The organism is Pseudoalteromonas sp. 1CM17D, assembly GCF_023161805.1.
GTDB classification, from domain to species: domain Bacteria; phylum Pseudomonadota; class Gammaproteobacteria; order Enterobacterales; family Alteromonadaceae; genus Pseudoalteromonas; species Pseudoalteromonas atlantica.
This window is the reverse complement of the sequence record NZ_JALNTP010000003.1, coordinates 114,652-136,174: the sequence shown is the minus strand read 5'-3', so window position 1 is coordinate 136,174 and position 21,523 is coordinate 114,652. Positions and strand designations below refer to the sequence as shown.

Below are 21,523 nucleotides of genomic sequence, written 5' to 3'. Positions count from 1 at the left end.
GGGTGTTGTCACATTTGCGTCATTTAATTTAATTAGTTTGCTTTCAAACCAAGCAGCAACAGGAGCAAATTACATGGCACACTTTAAACTTAAAGCACTGGTAACAGCGCTATCACTTTGCAATTTAGCAGTACATGCAGTACAAGAAGAACACACAACTGATGTAAAAATATCTGAAGAGTTAGTAGTTTATGGCGAAATAGGCTATCGCAACCGCTCACAAGAACTAGCCCCAACGCTTGAATACTCTCAAGAGTACTTTCAGCGTTTTGAACCACTCACCGCTGGCGACGCTTTAAAGCGTGTTCCTAGTGTGACGTTTTTATCAGATGTGCTTGAATCTGACGGCGCACGTATGCGCGGTTTGAGCCCTGCTTACACAAAAGTACTGATCAATGGCGAAGAAGTTCCAGGCGCTGGTGCTGATCGCTCATTTTTTGTTGACCGTATTCCAGCAGAATTAATCGAGCGTGTAGAAATAATTCGTTCATCAAGTGCCAACCGCTCTGCCGATGCAATTGCGGGCACCCTTAACATTGTACTTCGCGATGGCTACAGCTTAGACGGCGGTTATATTCGCGCAGGAGGATTACGCTATGATGATGGTGAACTAAAAGAAAGCTTTGCGGGCGTTTACGGTACTGAGTTTGCAGGTGGACGTTTACTACTAGGGGCTAATTTTCAAGGTCGTTATAACCCAAAACAAAAATCAAGCATACGTTATGGTGATAGCCCTGAAAATAACCCTAATTACGCAACTGATGATTTTGATAACCGTGAAGATCAATCTGATACTCGTGATGGCGATGACACATCATTAAATGCCAGCTTTGAAAAGGTATTTGATAACGGTGGTAAGTTTGATATTAGCGCCATGTGGGTTGATACAGACCGTACCGAAGACGAGCGTTCTTTTGAATATGATAATGCATCTGCAACCTCAGGCTCTATTGTTGAAGGCGGTAACTTGCTTTCAGACAACGCAAATGTTTCATACATTGACCAAACCAACTACAACATAAACTCAGGCTATCAACTACCGCTTTTAGGCGGTACCAGTAAGTTTAAAATAGGTTACGCCAGCTTTGAAGAATCTGTATACGAGCAAGAAGTTGAGCTTGATACATCTGAGCTACCAATGGTTTTTGAAGAAGCCGAAGAAACTGTTGATATCGATGATAAAGAGTGGTCATTGCAATGGCAGCATAGCTTGCTTGTAGGCGACTCAAAAGAAGTTCAATTCGGTGCTTTTGTACAAGGTAAAGAGCGCGACACAGCAATTTTTGAAGCTGAAGATGAAAGTGAGCAAACACTTACTGGCTGGGATCAGTTTAACCAAACACCTATGTCTTTAGCTGTATTTAATAACGAATTTGAAGCAGTAGATGGTGGTGTGAACACCCTCGAAGAAGACCGTTTTGATTTGTTTGCTTTAATCAAACACGAAGCCGATGTGTTCTCATGGGAAATGGGTGTGCGCTGGGAGTCAACTGACTCAAGCATTACCGATACCAATGAAGGCGTTACTGCCGAAAATGATTATGACTTTATTTTACCGTCGGCTCACTTTCGTTACAGTGTAAGTGATAACGGCCGAGTCAGCGCCTCTGTTGCTCGTAGCTTACGCCGCCCAGATTTTGATTACATGACACCGGCTCTACTTGAAGAAGAACTCGCTGATAATGACTTTTTAGGTAACCCAAATCTTAAGCCAGAATCTTCTTGGGGTATCGATTTAGGCTACGAATACCGTTTAGGTAAAAGTGGCGTTGTCGGTGTAAACGTATTTTACCGTGACGTTAGCGACCTAATTGAAATTGCCAGCACAGGTGTTGAAGGCTCAGAAGGCGAAGGTACATTTGTACTGCAACCACAAAATACTGGCGATGGCACAGTACAAGGTATTGAGTTTGATTTATCAACGCCACTGAGCGCAATCAACATGCCAAATACTGGTATTTTCTTAAACTACTCTTGGCTTGATAGTGAAGTTGAAGACAGCTTTGGTAAACGTAAGTTTAATGACCAATCAGATTATGTTTATAACATTGGCTTTATCCAAGATTTACCTGACCTAGGCGCATCATTTGGTGCAACATACCGTAACCAAGGTGATGCTTACGGACGCTTTGTAGGGGAAGAAGTAACAACCTCTTACGGCGCTGACTTGGAGTTATTCGTAGAAAAACGCTGGCAAGATGTAACACTTCGCCTAGTGGGTTCAAACTTACTAGATGCTAGTAAAGATGAAGTTTTCAACAAGTTTGACTCACTTGATGACCAAAACAGCCGTGACTTTGATGAGTACGAGCTTGAGTCTGAAGAAGCAGGCCCAGTCATTCAAGTAATGCTACGTTACGCATTCTAATCACGGGTATTGTCATTTTAAGCACGTATTGGCAAGCCATTACGTGCTTTTTTGGAGTTAAAACATGTTTAAACTGTCTTTTATCATGGCTGCATTATTAGCATCTCATACGCTTAGCGCTGCCACGCCAGTTATTTATAAAGATGAGCTTTATCAACAGCAAAAAATTGCCAAGTTAAATACGCTACCAGATAGCCTTAACTTTATGGTAATTGGCGACTGGGGACATAACGGCCACTTTTATCAAAAAGAAGTCGCACACCAATTAGAAATAGCCATGTATCAAACCGATGCTGACTTTATCATTTCAACTGGTGATAACTTTTACCCGAATGGGGTAGCAAGCGTCAACGACCCTTTATGGCAATCCGCTTACGAAGATATCTATCATGGCCCACATACATTTGAAGACTGGTACGTTGTATTAGGCAACCATGATTACCTTGGCAACGCTCAAGCACAAATTGACTATACAAACAAAAGTCAGCGCTGGCAGTTACCCGCAAGGTATTACAGTAAAACCTTTGAACTTGAAAACAATGAACAAGTTTTAATGGTGTTTTTAGATACCAACCCAATTCAGCCTGAATATAAAACCCGTGAAAAATACCGCTCAACTCAAGGTCAAGGTTATCAAACACAATTGGCTTGGCTTGAAACCCAACTTGCCGGCAGTAAAGCAAAGTGGAAGATTGTGGTCGGTCATCACCCACTTTATTCCAGTGGTAAACGCTTTGGCCGTAACCAAGGGCTTCGCGACATTTTAGAACCTATTTTGGAGCGTCATAACGTGCAAGCTTATATCGCTGGGCACGAGCACGACTTGCAATACAACCAACCAAAAAATAGCAAAGTGGCTCACTTTATCTCTGGTGGAGGCAGTGAAGCACGGTTTGTAAAACAACGTGAATTTACCCGCTACGCAGAAGCAACACCTGGTTTTTTAAGTGTATCTATCAATGGCGAAACACTCAGTGTAAGTGCGATTAATCACCTTGGTGAAGTACGTTTTAGCACTGAAAAGCACATAGATAAGTAAAGGATAAAATAATGAACTTTAAATTAAATACCATTTCAACAGTGCTCTCAAGTGCACTTCTGGTTACAGCTCTTAGCGGCTGCACAAGTAATGAGGAACCTAGCAGCCAAAGCAACGCAGCTATGGTAAAAGCAGCAATAGCTGTGGAAAAATTTGGCCCTCAACAAAATATGCAAGGCTCACAGGCAGCAGCGCTGGGTAATAACCAATGGTTGATTGCCAGCGAAAGCCAGGGCTTATTAGTGGCAGATAAAGACCAAAGCAGTGTGTTATTAGCGGGTAACTTTGAATCTATCTCACTAAAGAAAATCACAGAGCAACAATTTTTATTGGCTAGCCTAGATAACAATCAAGACAATGTGGCTATTTTTAAATTACTGAAAACGGACTCATCTTGGCAGCTAACTGAGCTTACACGTATCAGTCCACCACAAGCTCAGCCTGATGCCGTGTGTTTATTTAAAAACACTGATAACGAGACTGTCTCAGCGTTTGTGCCGGATGTTCGAGGTTTGATCAGCGAAACCATCATTTATGACTTAGCCACTAAGCAAGCAAAAAACATCGCTGTTCGTGAATTTTCAGCCGTTACTGAAACCTCAGGTTGCGCAGTTAATGATGATACTAAAACTTTGTATGTGGGTGAAGCTGAGCTAGGTGTTTGGGCCATTAATGCTGATGCGGAATCAGATGCCAACAAACAACCTGTGGCTTTAGTACAACCATATGGTGAATTAAACAGTGAAATTGGGGCATTATCAGTATCACAAGATGGTACTTTATGGCTTACTGCCACTGATGGCAATATGATCTATGCTTACCACGAAAATACTGAAAAACTAAGTCAGTGGTCACTTTCTGGCGATCACACCATTGAATCTGTTACAGCGAGTTTGATCAATAACAATCAAGCGCAGCTAGTTTTAATTGATGATGAAACAGGTGCCTACATTCAAGCAAATGTTAACTACACTGCGCAAACAGTTACTTCACAAAACCAAGTCGCGATGACTCACCTTCATGCCAGCACACAAACAACGCCAGTTGCAGCATTTGGCGATGCAGCAGATGACCCGGCAATTTGGATAAATGAACAAGACGCTAAAAGCAGCTTAATTTTAGGCACAGACAAACGCCGCGGCTTAATGGTTTATGATCTTGCTGGCAACAAAATACAATCACTTAATGTAGGGCGTTTAAATAATGTTGATGTACGCCAGCATCAGGATATAAACAACGAAACCCAGACTTGGATCACAGCCAGCAACCGCACGCTTAACAGTATTAGCGTGTTTACTGTCGATAGCGCGAACAAAGTAAACCATGTAACAGAAGTAGCCACAAACCTAGCCGAGATTTACGGTATGTGTATGTATTCGTCTGAATCTGGTCAATACATATTTGTTAATGATAAATCAGGTTTATTCCAGCAATATAAACTCACCGGTGAGCAAAGTAACTTAAGCGGTGAACTGGTTAGAGAGTTTACCCTACCAAGCCAGCCTGAAGGCTGTAGTGCTGATGATAAGCGCGGCCAATTATTTGCAGGTGAAGAAGATGCAGGCATTTGGTATATCGGTGCTGAGCCAACTTCTGGCAACAAAGCGCTCATGCTACAAGGTGTAAATGAGCAACTTGTGGCAGATGTTGAAGGCATGGAAATCTATCATGCTGATGATACTCGTTATTTAGTGGTATCAAGCCAAGGCGATAATAGCTATGTGCTTTATAAAATATCAGATAATACACAGCCTAGCCTAAGCTTTGCAGGTAAATTTAATGTGATTGCTAACCTAGATAAAGGCATTGACGGCGCAGGTGAAACAGACGGCTTAACCGTTACAGCTAAAGCTTTACCAGGCTATCCTGAAGGCATGCTTATAGTGCAAGACGGCTACAACCGTATGCCACTACAACCACAAAATTTTAAAATTATTGACTGGCGTGAAGTAAAAAAAGCGATTAAGTAAAAACCTACCATATTTAAACGTAATAAGGCTCTTACGAGCCTTTTTACTATGTGTATTTAAAATAAACCTAGTAAATTTAGAGTTATTAAAGCTATATACTACACTTTAAGCTCATAAATTAATTGAGATTATTATGCGTTTACTTCTTACATTGTTGCTCATTACTATAAGCGGATACGCTTTTGCTGAGAAAGAGGCAGCAGAATTGCCACCACTCAACCCCAAATACAATGCTGAGCATGCAATAGCACTGGTGAATAAAGGTTCAGGAATTTATGCGTTTAACTTACCCGGCTATAAATTACCTCACGATGTACAAGTGGTGTATAGGATTAAAAACCCCGATGTGGCTTTTTTAGATGTTGTGCGCAACGCAGAGCTTATAACGCTAAAGCCCAAACCTTTTAATATTCAACGCTTAATGCGCGGTGAAGAAATAACCATTACCGCAGATGTGTACGAGGGCAATTACAAAAAAGCAGGTAGCCTAATTTACACAAACAGAACAATAGAAATGAGTAAACAGCTATATGCTCGCCAATTAAAAGATTTAGCTAAAGCTAGCCAGTGGCAAGAATACGACATGATAGACCTAGGTAGCACAGAGCGAATTTACATTCATAAAATTAGCCAAGCACCTAGTTTCAGCCACCTAATTTTTGTAGATTTGGTAAATGCCTGTATGCAAAAGTTTAGAACCTCAACCCTCCTTCCTAGCCAGAATGAGTTAACGTATAAATTTATAAACTGCGGCACCCTAAAACCTTTGTTTTACGAAGCAGAAAATTTAAATAAATAGCTTAATAAGCATACTCAGCAATTATGTTTATACCTTCTTGCATGACTTCCTTTGACTGGCCAGCAAAGCCTAGACGCAAGTAACTAAAGTGTTTAGGTTTTAAGCTTCTATAAGAGTCGCAGAAATAAAACTCTGATTCTGTTTGCAAATAAATACTGCGCTTATGTAGATGCTTTTTAATATTAGCCGTATCTATGTTTAAGTTAACCCACATTGCCATCCCACCATCGGGCTTTTTATACTCAATAGGTAAACCTTTCACCTGCAGTGCTCTTAATGAGTTATCCATAGCTTCATACCTATGCTTATATAGCTTAGTCATTCGCTTTAAATGACGTTCAAATGCGCCTTCTTTCATAAAGTGCGCTAAAGCTAATTGCATAACCACATCATTTTTGTGATTCATTAACTGCTTCCACGCATTAAGCTGTGCGATAACATCAGGGGCAGCGCAAATGTAACCGATTCTGGCTGCGGAAAACATAATTTTAGAGAATGTAGAAAGGTAAATAACTATACCCGCAGGGTCATCCGCCGCCATTGGTTGTAACGGGTGACATTGGTAATGAAACTCATGGTCATAGTCATCCTCTATAATCATTACGCCATGTTGGTAACATAACTGATAAATTTGCATACGCCGTGTAGGCGATAAAGTAACAGTTGTCGGGTACTGATGCAGCGGCGTTAAGTACAGCATTTTAATTGAGAAACGGCTAAGTTGCGCTTTCAAATCATCAATACATAAACCGTATTCATCTTGTTTTATATCTACTAATTGTGCGCCACATGCTGCAAAAGCTTTACGGGCTGGTGGATACCCTAACGTTTCTACAGCAACAAAATCGTTAGTGCTAATAAATGCTTTCGAGATTAAAAATAGTGCTTCTTGTGAGCCATTACACACGAGTAGGTCGCTTGTTTTTAAGTTACGCGCTTTATATAAGTAATTGCTTATTTGCACTTTTAACTCACTCACACCACTTATATCACCATAATGAAATTTACTGGTATCTACATGGTTAAAGACATGACTTAAGGAGCGTTTAAATTCTTTATATGGGAAGCTATTAAGATCGGGAAGCCCACCTGCAAAATTATACTTATAATTATTTAAATTCATTGCAGGAGCTGGAACAGCTAACTCTTTGGCAAATTTATAGGCTTTAGGTGTTAAGACTGGCACTTGCTTAGTATTAGCGCTGCCTTGGATAGGTAAGGTTTGCGTTACTTTATAACCGCTACGCTCATGAGACTCTAACCATCCCTCAGCCACTAATAGTTGTAAAGCATTCATTATTGTATGGCGATTTAATTGATAAGCTTTCGCCATCTCTCTAGCTGAACTTAACTTAGCGCCAACCGCAATATCACCTTCAATAATTGCAGTACGAATAGCTTGCGCTAGCTGCAAATACTTTGCCTTATATTGCTTATTAAATTCTATATTAAGTGGCTGCATGTATTTTCTATCTGGTATAGGTAAAAGTTATATTCTGGTTGTTTTTACTAAACCAAATAAGCGTACATTTATTGCTCTTTAATAGCAAAAAATGGAGCGAATAATGTTCACTCAGCATATACATAAAACAAACAAGGTTGTTTTAGAACCACTAAACCATAAACACTTAAATGGATTATATAAAGCAGGTAAGCACCCTAAGGTATGGCAATGGGTACTAGTTAACTACACAAAAACCCCTGAAATGCTAAAAGAGTGGTTTTTAACACAGGCGCAATTTAATAAAGACGAACAGATTGTTTTTGCGATTATTGACACAAATACACAGCAAGTAGTAGGTACAACACGATTATTTAAATTAGATAAACACAACCTGAGTGCTGAAATAGGCCACACCTTTATTAGTAATGACTGGCAGCGAACTTACATAAATACACATGCTAAATTTTTACTGCTCAAATACGCATTTGATGATCTTAATTTAGTGAGAATTACATTTAATACTCATGAATATAATCAAAAATCACGTAATGCTATTGCACGTTTAGGTGCACGTTTTGAAGGACTCGCTTATAAAGATAGAAAGCTCAGCAATGGTAGCTATAGAAACACAGCAAAATTTAGCATAGTTGATGAGCAATGGCCGAACATAAAATTGCAACTAGAGGAGAAGCTCTAATGTACCCACCTTCGCATTTTCAAGAGCATGATATTAAACGTTTGCAGGCATTGGTTGAGCAATTTCCGCTAGCGAGTATTTTAACGCCCAGCTCGCAAAGTGATTTAAATAATATATGCCATGTACCTGTACTATATGATCCCATTTGTAATGTATTCATTGCACACGTAGCTAAACATAACCCACTAACACAATGTGATAAACGTTCTGTAAAATTACACTTTAATGGTGATAGCTGCTATCTATCTCCCTCGTATAGTAATAATAAAACACTGCCAAGCTGGCTTTACTCATCAGTACAAGTCACTGCAAAGGTAGTGATTATTAAAAGCGACAGCGAGAAAGAAAAAATAATGAGTCAATTAACAACCCATTTTGAGCAAACCTTTAAGCCCATGTGGAATATTAATGATATGCCCAAAAGTAGGCGTCAAGCAATGTATCAACAATTAAGCTTTATAGAGTTTACTCCCACTCACTGGAGTGGAAACTTTAAGCTAAGCCAAAATAAATCAGCAGAAATTAGAGCCCAAATAAAAGAAAACCTAAAGCAAGCTCATAAACACTCTATTGCCGCTTTATTTCAAACATGAAAAAAGGCCCTTTCGAGCCTTTGGATTAACTTTGGAAATATAAAGCTTTAAAAAATTATATCAGTGTAAGCAGTTGTGGCGCTGCGCTGTGGTAGTCAACGGCCATAGCAATACTGAGTGCTGTAATATTTATAATAGAAAAAGCAAACACTTGGCGTGCCCAGCTCGTTAAATTAACATTACGGCGATAGCCACGCAGGGCCATAAGTAACCACCAAAAACTGGTAATACACGCCACTGCCATAAAGGCGGCGCCAGTGTAGCCACTTATTGGTAATAGCATGACGACTAAAGCGTACACAGCAATATAAAGTACAATATGGCGCTTCGCTTTATCAATACCTTGCGCTACGGGTAATACGGGAATACCTGCGGCTTGGTAATCTTTAAAGCGAAAAATAGCAATGGCATATGAATGCGGCATTTGCCACAGACTAAACATAACTAATAGTATTAATGCACCTATATCGAACTGCCCGGTTACAGCGCAGTAACCTACAACAGGGGGCACTGCGCCAGAAAGGCTACCTACAAACGTGCCATAAACTGAGTTGCGCTTCATGTAAAGGCTATAAACCCCAACATAAATGATATAGCCAAACGCTGCAAAAAATACCGCGGCTTGTGTGGTGTAAGCAATGAGTAAACCAAAACCTACAACCCCCAATAAAACCCCGTGACTTAGTGCAGCAAAGGCCGACATTTCGCCTGTTACTGTAACCCGCGAACGAGTACGTGCCATGGCTACATCTATGTCCCTATCAATTACATTGTTGATAGCACAGCCCGATGCAACCACAAGTGACAAGCCAATAAGCGTAACAACCATTAGCCATGGGTCTATATCCCCGCGCGAGGCAAGTAAAAAACCGCCTGCAACGCTGATAAGGTTGCCCATAATAATGCCTGGCTTAGTCACTGATAAATAACGACGAAACATCTTCAACTCCTAGTACATCATCATTGCGTTAGATTCGTAAATTATCCAAACCGATAACCCAACAACCATGACGATAATTAGGGCACTGAATAAAAATGAGAAGGTACTTGCACGACCATCTTCTGTCGTAAAATTAAGGTGTAAAAAGTATTTTAAGTGCACCCAAATTTGTACAATAGCTAAAGTAACAATGCTCCAAAGCGTAGTTACTTTTGAAAAGTCGCCTTCCATTACCATGTAAAACGGTATGGCGGTTAAAATTATTGATAGCACAAAGCCTATTAAGTACGTTTTAACGCTGCCATGAGACTCATCATGGTGCTCGTTTTGCATTTGCTTTAACGCGTGCGCTTCGCTGTGGCTCATTACATTGCTCCCATTAAATAAACAACGGTAAATACACAAATCCAAACAATGTCTAAGAAGTGCCAAAATAGGCTTAGGCAGCTTAAGCGTGTCACTGTTTGTTTACCTAAGCCGCGTTTAGCCACTTCTATCATCATAATACTCATCCAAATTAGACCCGCAGTTACGTGCAAACCATGTAAGCCTACTAACGAGAAGAATGAGGTTAAAAAGGCACTTTGTTGTGGACCATTACCATGCACAATTAGGTGATGAAATTCGTAAATTTCCATGCCTATAAACACAGCACCTAAACAAAAGGTAATAAACAACCAGGTGAGTGTTAGTGCCTTTTTTTGCCCTTGTGCGGCAATCATGGCAAAGCCAAAAGTAATACTACTAATGAGTAGCGCCGCTGTTTCTACAGCAACAAAGTCGAGTTCAAAAATGTCTTTACCTGATACACCACCGGCTGTGTTCATAAACAGCACGGCGTAAGTGGCAAAAAACGAGGCAAATAATAGGCAATCGGTCATTAGGTATAACCAAAAGCCAAAAATTGTATCGCCAGAGGTATCGTGATGCTCATGTGCATGATCATCGTGCGAAACTGAGTCTAAATGGGCAGTTTCTACATTCGCAGATAGTGTACTCACGCGCTTAGCTCCTTATTTCCACTAGAATTATACGCAGCTTCAATACGTGCGATTTCATCAGGTTGTATATAGTAATCAACATCGCTGGTGTAACAACGCTTGATAAATAAGGCAATTGCGCCAACAAAACCAACGGCAGCTAACCACCAGATATGCCAGATCATGGCAAAGCTAAATACAGTTAAGCTTGCTGCAATTAACACCCCAGATGCTGTGTTTTTAGGCATATGAATTGGGCTGTAGCTTGCTTTTGTTTGATACGCTTGGCCTTTTTCTTTCGCTTCGCTCCAGGCATCAATGTCATCAACGTGAGGAATAGTGGCAAAGTTATACACTTGTGGAGGTGAGCTAGTTGCCCATTCTAGTGTATGGCCGTTCCACGGATCGCCGGTTGTATCGTCAAGTGCTTCGCGGTCTCTAAAGCTAACAAAGAGCTGCACAACTTGGAAAATAATACCAAACATAATAATGACAGCACCGCCTGCTGCAATGTATAACCACATGTTCCAATCTGGGTTATTAGTGTGGTTTAAGCGACGTGTCATACCTAAGAAACCAAGTACATACAACGGCATAAACGCCACGAAGAAACCAACTATCCAACACCAGAAAGACGCTTTACCCCATTTTTCGCTAAGCTTAAAGCCCATTGCTTTAGGGAACCAAAATACAAAACCTGCAAGGTAGCCAAATACAGCGCCACCAATAATTGTGTTATGGAAATGCGCAATTAAGAATAAACTGTTATGCAACACGTAATCGGCACCCGGAATAGCCAGTAGTACGCCGGTCATACCGCCTACTGTAAAGGTAACCATAAAGCCTAATGTCCAAAGTACAGGAACGCTGATACGTAAACGGCCGCGGTAAATGGTAAACAACCAGTTGAATAGCTTAACGCCAGTTGGGACGGCAATAACCATGGTCATTACCCCAAAGAACGCATTAACGTTGGCGCTCGACCCCATGGTGAAAAAGTGGTGTAGCCAAACAATAAAACCTAAAATAGAGATTGCACCGCTGGCATACACCATCGATTTGTAACCAAATAAACGTTTACCGGCAAAGGTTGAGATAATTTCAGAAAAAATACCAAAAGCAGGCAGTACTAAAATATAAACCTCAGGGTGACCCCACGCCCAAAACAGGTTGATGTACATCATGGCGTTGCCGCCCGCTGCATTGGTAAAAAAGTGAAAATCAAGGTAACGGTCAAGCGTTAGCATGCCCAGCACAGCAGTTAAAATAGGGAAAGATGCTGCAATTAAGATATTTGCCCATGTACATGCCCATGTAAAAATTGGCATTTTCATTAGGGTCATACCTGGGGCACGCATTTTAAACACAGTCGCTAAAAAGTTTACTGCAGTTAAAAGTGTACCGAGCCCGGAAATTTGCAAGGCCCATATATAATAATCGACCCCCACCCCAGGGCTAAAGGTCAGCTCCGAAAGCGGCGGATACGCCACCCAACCTGTTTTTGCAAACTCACCAAATACAAGCGACAAGTTAATTAAAATGGCTCCGCTGGCAGTAAACCAAAAACTTAGGTTATTTAAAAATGGAAAAGCGACATCGCGTGCGCCAATTTGCAGTGGCAATACAATGTTCATTAGGCCAATCATAAATGGCATAGCCATAAATATGATCATGATAACGCCATGCGCTGTAAATATTTGGTCGTAATGCTCAGGAGGCAAATAACCTGGTGCACCGCTGGTAGCAAGTGCTAACTGCGCACGCATCATAATGGCATCAGAAAAACCACGAAACAGCATTATTAATGCTAAAAAGATGTACATTACGCCTAAGCGTTTATGATCAACAGAGGTGATCCAGTCGTGCCAAAGCACGCCCCACTTTTTATATTTAGTAATAAGCCCGGCAATAATAAGCCCGGCAATCGCTATCACCGTCATGGTAACCATTATAATTGGCTCATGAAACGGAATTGCGTCGAGTGAAAGTTTACCTAAAAACGACATTATTATTCCTCGCCCTGGCTGTGAGATGAAGGCATTGCGTGTTCATTCATTTCATGGTGCTTTTTGCTCATTTGCCCATGCTCGCTCATCGCTTGATGTTTTTTGTTCATATCGCCATGTGCCTGCATATACTTCATAACAATGGTATGAAATAGGCCGTCGTCGACCTTGCCATAATAGGCAACAGGATTGTTTTCACTGGCTTTTGCAAGCTCAACATAATTGGCATGAGTGAGGTTATTTGCATTGGCTTTAACGCTTGTTACCCACTTGTCAAAATCAGCTTGTGTTGGGGTGGCAATGGCATTGAACTTCATACCGGTAAAACCTGCGCCACTGTAATTAGCAGAAAAGCCTTTAAATGTGCCCGGCTCATTTGCGATTAAATGAAGCTTGGTTTCCATGCCTGCCATAGAATAAATTTGACTACCTAGCTGAGGAATAAAAAACGAGTTCATTGTGCTTTCTGAAGTGATTTTGTATTCCACCGGCACATTCGCCGGAAATACCAATTCATTTACCGTTGCAATACCTTGCTCTGGGTAAATAAATAGCCACTTCCAGTTTAATGAAACCACCTCTACAGTGAGGTGCTCGCCTTTACCTTCAATAGGTTTATAGGGGTCTAAGTCTTGGGTAGACTGCCAGGTAATAACACCTAAAATAATAACGATAACAATAGGAACAGCCCAAACAACGGCTTCAATCTTATTTGAATGAGCCCATTTTGGAGCATAAATTTCATGATCTTGTGTGTCTCGGTATTTCCATGCGAAATACAAAGTCATCACAATAACGGGGATTACTACGAGCAGCATAAGGACAGTAGCAATGATGATTAAGTTCTTCTCATCAATACCTATTTGGCCTTTTGGATCGAGTATCCCGCCTTTACAGCCTGACAACGCCAGCACCGTACTAGCTAAAGCAATATTACAAAGGTTACGAATTAACAAGGGAGTATCCTACAAACCTAGAGTTTTAATTTGCTGCTTTGAATAAAAATTAAGCAACGATTTTTCAATAAAAACCCAAGTTAACTAGAACTAAATTATAAAAATAAAGGGGACTGAACCCGCTGCAAGTGGATGCAAAAAATACCTAGCAACAAACCCAGCTTCTAAACGCATTTATATAACGTAATAAAAGTTAACTTGGGTGAGTGTTGGTTGGCTGACGTGTTTAAAACACGCGGCTACATTGCTAATGCAAACTTTAATTATTTACAGCAAGAAAAAATAATTAAAACCAGCAACAAGTGAAGCCTTACAGACAACCTGTAAAGCTAGGTGGAGCACGACAACCATGTGCAGCGGACACAGGTTGGTGTACTTTTGCCTCGCGAAAAGCGAAAGCGGCTTTACGAAGGATTATTCCAGCACGACGCGCCGGAAAAATATGGAACAATAACCAGCAAAGGCCAATGAGTAACTGACTAGATATGATCGGATGAGCTAAAAATTGCGTAACGTGCAGCAAAACAGGCTCAACAATAGAGCCATTGCTAAACAACGCTTCAAGCTGAAAGGCATCCTCTAATGCACCACTTAGCAGCATTACCGTATTAAACACTAATAATGTTATAGCGACACACATGCCCTTGCCCGCTTTATTCAAGCGCTCACACGTTTGCGGTTTGCTAGAAGCAAAAGCCGTATTTGTATGATGCAAAGAAAGTGTGTTCAAAGACATTAACCTACTAAATGACTAATAACAAAATTAGAGTAATAAAGCGCGCAATGGAAAAATTAAAAAAACATTGCTGCTGTAAGCCCTAAAACGAGGTGCTAAATACAATCAAACCGGCTAGCACACATTTACCTAGTGAGAATTGATCCGTATCAAACAAACTTTCAAAACTTACTGAAAGTTCGATGCTGAGTATAACAAAGACAGTTTTCGGTTCAACAAAAAATATAAAGTTTTGCGTTAAGCTTTCGCAGCTATTTTGTTAATAGAAAATAACATAATAAAAATAAAGACTTAGTTTATAAATATTTTATATTTAGGAAGCTTGAGGAGTAGAGATAAGGGGGATTAATGAAGTTAAAAATAAAGCCGCACAAACAAAAACAGCCCAAATTCAGTCACCACCGAACTTGAGCCGCCTTTCACACTGACAACATCTTCACACACATATAAAGATTCTTGGTTTACACTGCGTGGCAATTGTAGGGAATAAAAACAACTCAAAACCGGTCACCACCGACCTTGAGTTGCCTTTCACACTGACAACATCTTCACACACAATATAAAGATTTTTGGTTTACACTGCGTGGCAATTGTAGGAGATAAAAACAACTCAAGCTAAGTCACCACCAAACTTGAGTTGCCTTTCACACTGACAACATCTTCACACACAATATAAAGATTCTTGGTTTACACTGCGCGGCAATTGTAGGGAATAAAAACAACTCAAGCTAAGTCACCACCGAACTTGAGTTGCCTTTCACACTGACAACATCTTCACACACAATATAAAGATTCTTTTAAGCGAGGCTAACTTTTATGCCTCAAGCTTATGACTAGAGCCTTGCTCTGTGTCTATGGTTAAACTTTAGAGTGTTAGCTCCAATTTGACAAACGAGAAAAATAAACCTAATAGGTGAAAAAAACTAAACTATAGACCTTGGTCTAATACATTAAGGTTGTGTTTAATTAAAAGAAGATATGAGCACTAAATATACAGGTACAAAAAAAGCGCCATAAGGCGCTTTTTGTCATTAAGCTACTGCTTAAATAATTTGGTTTTCTTTCCAGGCTTGCTCTTTAGCCATACGCTTTTTACGCTTATCACATGGATCGTCACAATCACAGGCTTTATCAATACCTACCGAGCCTAATCCACCGCAACTACTTGCCATAGATTTTCTTTGCACGATCATACCAACAGCCATAGCTATCACGATTAAAATTAATAAACCAAATGTAAGAAGAAAAAGTGACATTGCTTAGCCCCTATTGATCAGCAATAAATTATGCTCAAACATTGTTGAGCGACCGCTAAATTATACACCCAAAACCCACATAGATGCGAGAGAAGTCTATTTCAAAAAATCGGTTGTAATATGCGTTTAGCACTAATAAAGTTTTAGCTAAACGCCATTATATTACAAATAAGGTTTAAAAGCAGTGCTCGCGTAAGTCACAATGCCTTTGTCTGATTTAGCCATTAAGTACACAGGTAAATCGTGCTTTTCAGCGTATGCTTTAGCATCGTCCATTCCCATAACCGTTAATGCGGTTGCTAAGCCATCTGCGGTCATTGCACTAGGATGTAATACAGTAACCGACACTAAGTCATGTTTGATTGGCATGCCTGTTACTGGGTCAATTAAATGAGTGTAAGTTTCGCCATCCATTTTATAAAAAATACGGTAGTCACCTGATGTTGCAATGCCATTCGTACCGGGCGCTAATACACGGTGAACTTTTCGCTCGCCTGGTGGCGCATCTGGCTGCTCTATCGCGATTTTCCAATCTTGGTTATTTGGCTTTTCACCGCCAATGCGCAGCTCCCCACCTATTTCTACCATGTAGTTACTAATATTTTGGCTTTCAAGTAATTGCGCTACTTTATCAATGCCATACCCTTTCGCTGTGGCCGAAAACGACAGCTCTAAACCATCAACTGTTTTAGCAAGGCCCTGCTCAGTAAGATTAAGTTTATCTACACCAATTTTTTCAATCATTGCAGCAAGTGCTTCATCACTTGGGCGCTTAGTTGGTTTTTTATCAGGTCCAAAGCCCCATAAATCTATTAACGGGCCCATCGTTACATCGAGCGTTTTGGTCGACTTACCTAAACGAATCGATTCACTCACCACAGCCCTAAAGTCTTCACTAATTGGCATAACCTGGTTGGCGGGTAATTTATTAAATGTGTTAATTTCAGAATCGGGGATATACGTAGACATAGACTGATTAACCGCTTTCAATTGCTTATCTATTTGCTGCTGTAATTTAGTGGCATCAACGCTTTTATCGTCGGCAAAGTATTTAATATGATAGGTGGTGCCCATCGTTTTGCCTTCTAAAAATAGCTCCTGAGGTGTTTTATCAGCCCCACAGCCAGAGATAAATAGCATTATAGTTAATAAAAAAATACTGATAGCGCCTTGAGAACTGCTTACTCTGTTCATTAAATTAGCCCATGTAAAATAAAATAAAAAAGCCCCGTTGCACAATGTGCGACGAGGCCCGTATTTTAACCAAAACTAAGCTGTTTTGATATGGGTGTTAGCCACCGAAGTCATCTAGTAAGATGTTTTCGTCTTCTACACCTAGGTCTTTAAGCATGCCGATAACAGCCGCGTTCATCATTGGAGGACCACACATGTAGAACTCACAATCTTCTGGCGCTTCATGATCTTTCAAGTAGTTTTCATAAAGTACGTTATGGATAAAGCCTGTGTAACCTTCCCAGTTATCTTCTGGTTGTGGATCAGACAATGCGGTATGCCATACAAAGTTATCGTTTTCAGCTGCTAAGCCGTCGAAATCTTCAACATAGAACATTTCACGCTCAGAACGCGCACCATACCAGAAACTAATCTTACGCTTAGAGTTTAAACGCTTAAGTTGGTCAAAGATATGTGAACGCATTGGTGCCATACCTGCACCACCACCTACGAATACCATTTCAGCGTCGGTGTCTTTAGCGAAGAACTCACCAAATGGACCTGAAATAGTTACCTTGTCGCCTGCTTTAAGTGACCAAATGTACGATGACATTTTACCACATGGTAGGCTTAGGTTTCTTGGCGGCGGCGTAGCAATACGCACGTTAAGCATGATAATGCCTTCTTCTTCTGGGTAGTTAGCCATTGAGTATGCACGAATTGTTTCGTCGTCTACTTTTGACTCCAGGTCGAAGAAACCAAAGTGATTCCAGTCGCCACGATACTCTTCAGGAATATCGAAATCTGCGTATTTAACATGGTGAGCAGGCGCTTCGATTTGGATGTAACCACCCGCACGGAAAGGCACTGATTCGCCATCTGGAATTTGTAGCTTAAGCTCTTTAATGAACGTTGCTTTGTTATCGTTAGAGATAACTTCACAATCCCATTTTTTAACACCGAAAATTGACTCTTCAAGTTCAATTTCCATGTCGTTTTTAACATTTACCTGACACGCTAAACGACAGCCTTCACGGGCTTCACCTTTAGAAATGTGATCAAGTTCTGTTGGTAAGATATCGCCACCACCTTCTTTAATGTGTACACGACACTGACCACAAGAGCCACCGCCACCACATGCAGATGATACGAAAATACCTGATTCAGATAGCGCGCCTAAAAGCTTGCTACCTGCTGATGTTTTAATGGCTTTGTCTGGATCGCCATTAATACCGATGATGATGTCACCGCTTGCAACTAACTTAGATTTAGCACCAATGATAACTAAAACTAGTAGTACAACGATAGCGATGAAAACACCAACGCCTAAGAAAATCTCATAACTCATGATTTATCCTCGCTACCTTTACAGTGAAATACCAGAGAATGACATAAAGCCAAGACCCATTAAACCAACAGTGATGAAGGTAATACCTAAACCACGTAGGCCATCTGGCACGTCTGAATATTTCATTTTCTCACGGATACCTGCAAGTAATGTAATTGCAAGCGCCCAACCAACACCAGCGCCAACACCATAAACAACAGACTCGCCGAAGTTATAGTTACGCTCAACCATGAATGATACCGCACCAAAAATCGCACAGTTAACTGTGATTAGTGGTAAGAAGATACCTAATGCGTTGTAAAGTGCAGGGAAAAACTTATCTAATGCCATTTCCAAAATTTGCACAAGTGCTGCAATAACACCAATGAACGTTAAGAAACGTAAAAAGCTAAGGTCTGCTTCAGGGTAACCAAGCCACTCTAATGCACCCGGTGCAAGTACGGCATGGTAAACCAAGTTATTTACTGGTACAGAAATACCCAGTACCACAATAACGGCTACACCTAGGCCAATTGATGTAGTTACTTTTTTAGATACTGCTAAGAAAGTACACATACCTAGGAAGAAAGCTAAAGCTAAGTTTTCAATAAAAACCGCTTTTACAAATAAACTAATATAATGTTCCACTGCTTGCCCCTTACGCTTTAGCTTCTACTTGGTCTTTCTTATAAGTACGAAGTACCCATATGAATAAACCAATGATGAAGAATGCACTCGGTGGTAAAATCAATAGACCCATAGGTTGATACCAACCACCATCTTGTACTAATGGGATAATATCAACACCGAATAGTGTTCCCTTACCAAATAGCTCACGGATGAAACCAACAGTAAGTAATACCACTGAGTAGCCTAAGCCATTACCAATACCATCTAAAAATGACATAAGTGGTGGCGACTTCATTGCGTACGCTTCAGCACGACCCATTACAATACAGTTAGTAATGATTAGGCCAACGAATACAGAAAGCTCTTTCGCCGTAGCGTAAGAGAATGCTTGTAATACTTGGTCTACAACAATTACTAGTGAAGCAATGATCGTCATCTGTACGATAATACGTACTGATGAAGGTATGTGGTTACGAATGCTTGAAATGAACAAGCTAGAAAACGCCGTTACTAATGTCAAAGCAATTGACATGATTAAGGCATTTTTTAAGCTAGACGTTACCGCCAGAGCAGAACAAATACCAAGTACTTGTAATGCGATTGGGTTGTTAGCTAAAACCGGACCAAATAGGACCGACTTCATTTCTTTAGTATCAGCCATTATTTCAACGCTCCTTCACGTACCTTCGCAAGGAAAGGACCAAAGCCGTTTTCACCAGTCCAAAAGTCAACTGTGTGATCAACACCATTAGAAGTTAGTGTAGCACCTGATAAACCATCAATTTGATGTTCGTTGCTAGCACCGCTTTTCATAATGTTAATAGGTAACTCTTTACCTTGCCATTTAGCTGTCCATTGTGGGTTTTGAATTTCGCCACCCAGGCCTGGTGTTTCGCTATGCTTGTAAAAGTTGATGTTTTTAACTGTTTCGCCATCGCTTTCAAGCGCTAAGAAACCATACATTACACCCCAAAGGCCGTAACCTTGGATAGGTAAAATGATTGCATCTGTAGAACCATCTTCTTTTTTAGAGATGTAAACAGGTGAGTTTTTAGTCATACGCTGAATACCAGCGATGTCCTTAATCCCTTCTGCTTTAAGTGCAAAACTTCTTTGTTGGTCGAATTTCGATTTTTCGAAATCAAATGAGTTTGGATCAGCATCTTCAACAAATTCGCCAGTGTCCATATCAACAACACGTGCTTCGATTTTGCCATCGAATGTGTCAGATACAGAGTTTGCGATTTCAATATCAGCTGCTGCTAAGATATTACGTTGAATATCTTGAGTTTTATTAGCTTGCTGTAAAGGACGAAGCTGTACAGAAGCAAACGATACAATAATTGCACACACTAAACATAGTGCTACAACAACCGTTAACGTTTTGCCGATTGATTCGTTATTACTAGACATTACGTGCCAACCTCCGCTTGATATTAGCTTGCACTACAAAGTGATCGAACAGTGGAGCAAATAAGTTAGCAAATAAGATTGCTAGCATCATGCCTTCTGGGAAAGCAGGGTTTACTACACGGATCATAACTACCATAAAGCCAATAAGCGCGCCGTATGCGAACTTACCTTTATCGGTAAATGCAGCTGATACAGGGTCAGTAGCCATAAAGAACATACCAAACGCAAAACCACCCAGTACTAAATGCCAATGCCAAGGCATTGCAAATACAGGATTGCTCTCAGAGCCAACCGCATTTAATAAGAATGCAGTTGCCACCATACCTAGGAATACACCTAGTACAATGCGCCAAGAAGCGATGCGAACGTAAATTAAGAATAAGCCACCAATAAGCACAGCAAGCGTAGATGTCTCACCTACAGAACCTTGAATGAAACCGTAAAACGCATTCCACCATAGCTCCATGTTGCTGTAATCAAGAGTGCCTACAAACGCTTGACCTAGCATAGTTGCACCAGAGAACGAGTCTACTGCAGTCCATACTGTGTCACCTGAAATTTGTGCAGGGTATGCGAAGAATAAGAACGCACGGCCCGCTAATGCAGGGTTTAAGAAGTTACGGCCTGTACCACCAAAGATTTCTTTAGCAATAACAACACCAAACGTAATACCTAGCGCCACTTGCCATAAAGGAATAGTCGCAGGCAAAATAAGTGCAAATAATACAGAGGTTACGAAGAAACCTTCGTTAACTTCATGCTTACGCACAGAAGCAAATAGTACTTCCCAAAAACCACCTACTGCAAAAGTAACGGCGTATATTGGTAAGAAGAAACATGCCCCGTAGAACATTTTAGCGCCCCAGCCCGACTCAGCGGTTAATTCACCACCAACTAACTGGAACAAGCCAACCTGCCAAGAGTTTGCTAGTTCAAAACCTTGTGCTAAAGCACCTGCGGCCTGATGACCGATGTTGAACATACCAAAAAACATAGCTGGGAACGTCGCCATCCACACTAAAATCATCATGCGTTTTAGGTCGATATTATCGCGAACGTGAGTTGCGCCTTTATTTACATAACCTGGCGTGTAAAAAATAGTCGCGGCTGCTTCATACAGGGCGTACCATTTTTCGTGTTTACCACCTGGTTCAAAATGCGGCTCAATGTCTTCTAAAAATTTCTTTAAACCCATC

The 21,523-nt window shown here is 40.7% G+C and carries 20 protein-coding genes; 6 read left to right on the top strand and 14 right to left on the bottom strand.

Features of this window, described 5'->3' with window-relative positions:
• Positions 1–73: 73 nt before the first annotated feature.
• The 4 genes from MSC25_RS07155 to MSC25_RS07140 all read left to right on the top strand — a co-directional run bounded on the left by MSC25_RS07155 (position 74) and on the right by MSC25_RS07140 (position 6,176).
• The gene (locus MSC25_RS07155; RefSeq protein WP_248442984.1) at positions 74–2,368 is read left to right on the top strand and encodes a TonB-dependent receptor; all 2,295 of its coding nucleotides are present in this window, start codon (positions 74–76) and stop codon (positions 2,366–2,368) included.
• A 64-nt stretch (positions 2,369–2,432) separates the two neighbouring features.
• A complete protein-coding gene (locus MSC25_RS07150) occupies positions 2,433–3,407 on the top strand; it encodes a tartrate-resistant acid phosphatase type 5 family protein (RefSeq protein ID WP_248442983.1) in 975 nt (324 codons plus the stop codon).
• Between the two features lie 11 nt (positions 3,408–3,418).
• Positions 3,419–5,377, top strand: coding sequence for a phytase (locus MSC25_RS07145; protein WP_248442981.1), 1,959 nt, complete (start codon positions 3,419–3,421; stop codon positions 5,375–5,377).
• A gap of 133 nt (positions 5,378–5,510) precedes the next feature.
• Positions 5,511–6,176 (top strand): hypothetical protein, encoded by a 666-nt coding sequence (locus tag MSC25_RS07140; protein WP_248442979.1) that lies wholly within the window; start codon positions 5,511–5,513, stop codon positions 6,174–6,176.
• 1 nt (position 6,177) lies between these two features.
• Here MSC25_RS07140 and MSC25_RS07135 read toward each other — a convergent pair whose 3' ends face one another.
• Complete coding sequence (locus tag MSC25_RS07135; protein ID WP_248442978.1) at positions 6,178–7,638, bottom strand: PLP-dependent aminotransferase family protein; 1,461 nt, start codon at positions 7,636–7,638, stop codon at positions 6,178–6,180.
• Positions 7,639–7,741: 103 nt separating this feature from the next.
• Here MSC25_RS07135 and MSC25_RS07130 point away from each other — a divergent pair, with 103 nt between their 5' ends.
• A complete protein-coding gene (locus MSC25_RS07130; protein WP_248442976.1) occupies positions 7,742–8,317 on the top strand; it encodes a GNAT family protein in 576 nt (191 codons plus the stop codon).
• Positions 8,317–8,910, top strand: a complete 594-nt coding sequence (locus tag MSC25_RS07125; protein WP_054983209.1) for an FMN-binding negative transcriptional regulator — start codon at positions 8,317–8,319, stop codon at positions 8,908–8,910. Before MSC25_RS07130 ends, MSC25_RS07125 begins: the two co-directional genes overlap by 1 nt.
• Positions 8,911–8,965: 55 nt before the next feature.
• Here MSC25_RS07125 and cyoE read toward each other — a convergent pair whose 3' ends face one another.
• From cyoE to MSC25_RS07060, 13 genes are all read right to left on the bottom strand, one after another.
• A complete protein-coding gene (gene cyoE / locus MSC25_RS07120) occupies positions 8,966–9,850 on the bottom strand; it encodes a heme o synthase (RefSeq protein WP_248442974.1) in 885 nt (294 codons plus the stop codon).
• A 9-nt stretch (positions 9,851–9,859) separates the two neighbouring features.
• Entirely contained in the window at positions 9,860–10,216 is a 357-nt protein-coding gene (gene cyoD / locus MSC25_RS07115) for a cytochrome o ubiquinol oxidase subunit IV (RefSeq protein ID WP_004587444.1), read from the bottom strand.
• A complete protein-coding gene (gene cyoC, locus MSC25_RS07110) occupies positions 10,216–10,851 on the bottom strand; it encodes a cytochrome o ubiquinol oxidase subunit III (RefSeq protein ID WP_055252952.1) in 636 nt (211 codons plus the stop codon). The genes cyoD and cyoC overlap by 1 nt, the downstream gene beginning before the upstream one ends.
• Complete coding sequence (gene cyoB, locus MSC25_RS07105) at positions 10,848–12,836, bottom strand: cytochrome o ubiquinol oxidase subunit I (protein WP_248442973.1); 1,989 nt, start codon at positions 12,834–12,836, stop codon at positions 10,848–10,850. The genes cyoC and cyoB overlap by 4 nt, the downstream gene beginning before the upstream one ends.
• Positions 12,837–12,838: 2 nt before the next feature.
• Positions 12,839–13,792 carry a ubiquinol oxidase subunit II gene (gene cyoA, locus MSC25_RS07100; protein WP_248442972.1) on the bottom strand — a complete coding sequence of 318 codons (954 nt, stop codon included), beginning with the start codon at positions 13,790–13,792 and terminating at the stop codon, positions 12,839–12,841.
• Between the two features lie 310 nt (positions 13,793–14,102).
• On the bottom strand, positions 14,103–14,522 hold the full coding sequence (locus tag MSC25_RS07095) for a hypothetical protein (protein WP_248443201.1): 420 nt from the start codon (positions 14,520–14,522) through the stop codon (positions 14,103–14,105).
• 1,049 nt (positions 14,523–15,571) lie between these two features.
• On the bottom strand, positions 15,572–15,784 hold the full coding sequence (gene nqrM / locus MSC25_RS07090; protein ID WP_004587136.1) for a (Na+)-NQR maturation NqrM: 213 nt from the start codon (positions 15,782–15,784) through the stop codon (positions 15,572–15,574).
• 162 nt (positions 15,785–15,946) lie between these two features.
• Positions 15,947–16,978, bottom strand: coding sequence for an FAD:protein FMN transferase (locus MSC25_RS07085; protein WP_248442970.1), 1,032 nt, complete (start codon positions 16,976–16,978; stop codon positions 15,947–15,949).
• Between the two features lie 97 nt (positions 16,979–17,075).
• Positions 17,076–18,305: an NADH:ubiquinone reductase (Na(+)-transporting) subunit F gene (gene nqrF / locus MSC25_RS07080; protein WP_004587138.1), complete on the bottom strand. Its 1,230-nt coding sequence runs from the start codon at positions 18,303–18,305 to the stop codon at positions 17,076–17,078.
• An 18-nt stretch (positions 18,306–18,323) separates the two neighbouring features.
• Positions 18,324–18,932: an NADH:ubiquinone reductase (Na(+)-transporting) subunit E gene (gene nqrE / locus MSC25_RS07075; protein WP_004587139.1), complete on the bottom strand. Its 609-nt coding sequence runs from the start codon at positions 18,930–18,932 to the stop codon at positions 18,324–18,326.
• A 10-nt stretch (positions 18,933–18,942) separates the two neighbouring features.
• Positions 18,943–19,575 (bottom strand): NADH:ubiquinone reductase (Na(+)-transporting) subunit D, encoded by a 633-nt coding sequence (locus tag MSC25_RS07070; RefSeq protein ID WP_004587140.1) that lies wholly within the window; start codon positions 19,573–19,575, stop codon positions 18,943–18,945.
• Positions 19,575–20,327 (bottom strand): Na(+)-translocating NADH-quinone reductase subunit C, encoded by a 753-nt coding sequence (locus tag MSC25_RS07065; RefSeq protein ID WP_004587141.1) that lies wholly within the window; start codon positions 20,325–20,327, stop codon positions 19,575–19,577. The genes MSC25_RS07070 and MSC25_RS07065 overlap by 1 nt, the downstream gene beginning before the upstream one ends.
• Positions 20,320–21,522: an NADH:ubiquinone reductase (Na(+)-transporting) subunit B gene (locus MSC25_RS07060; protein ID WP_248442969.1), complete on the bottom strand. Its 1,203-nt coding sequence runs from the start codon at positions 21,520–21,522 to the stop codon at positions 20,320–20,322. The genes MSC25_RS07065 and MSC25_RS07060 overlap by 8 nt, the downstream gene beginning before the upstream one ends.
• Position 21,523 lies beyond the last annotated feature (1 nt).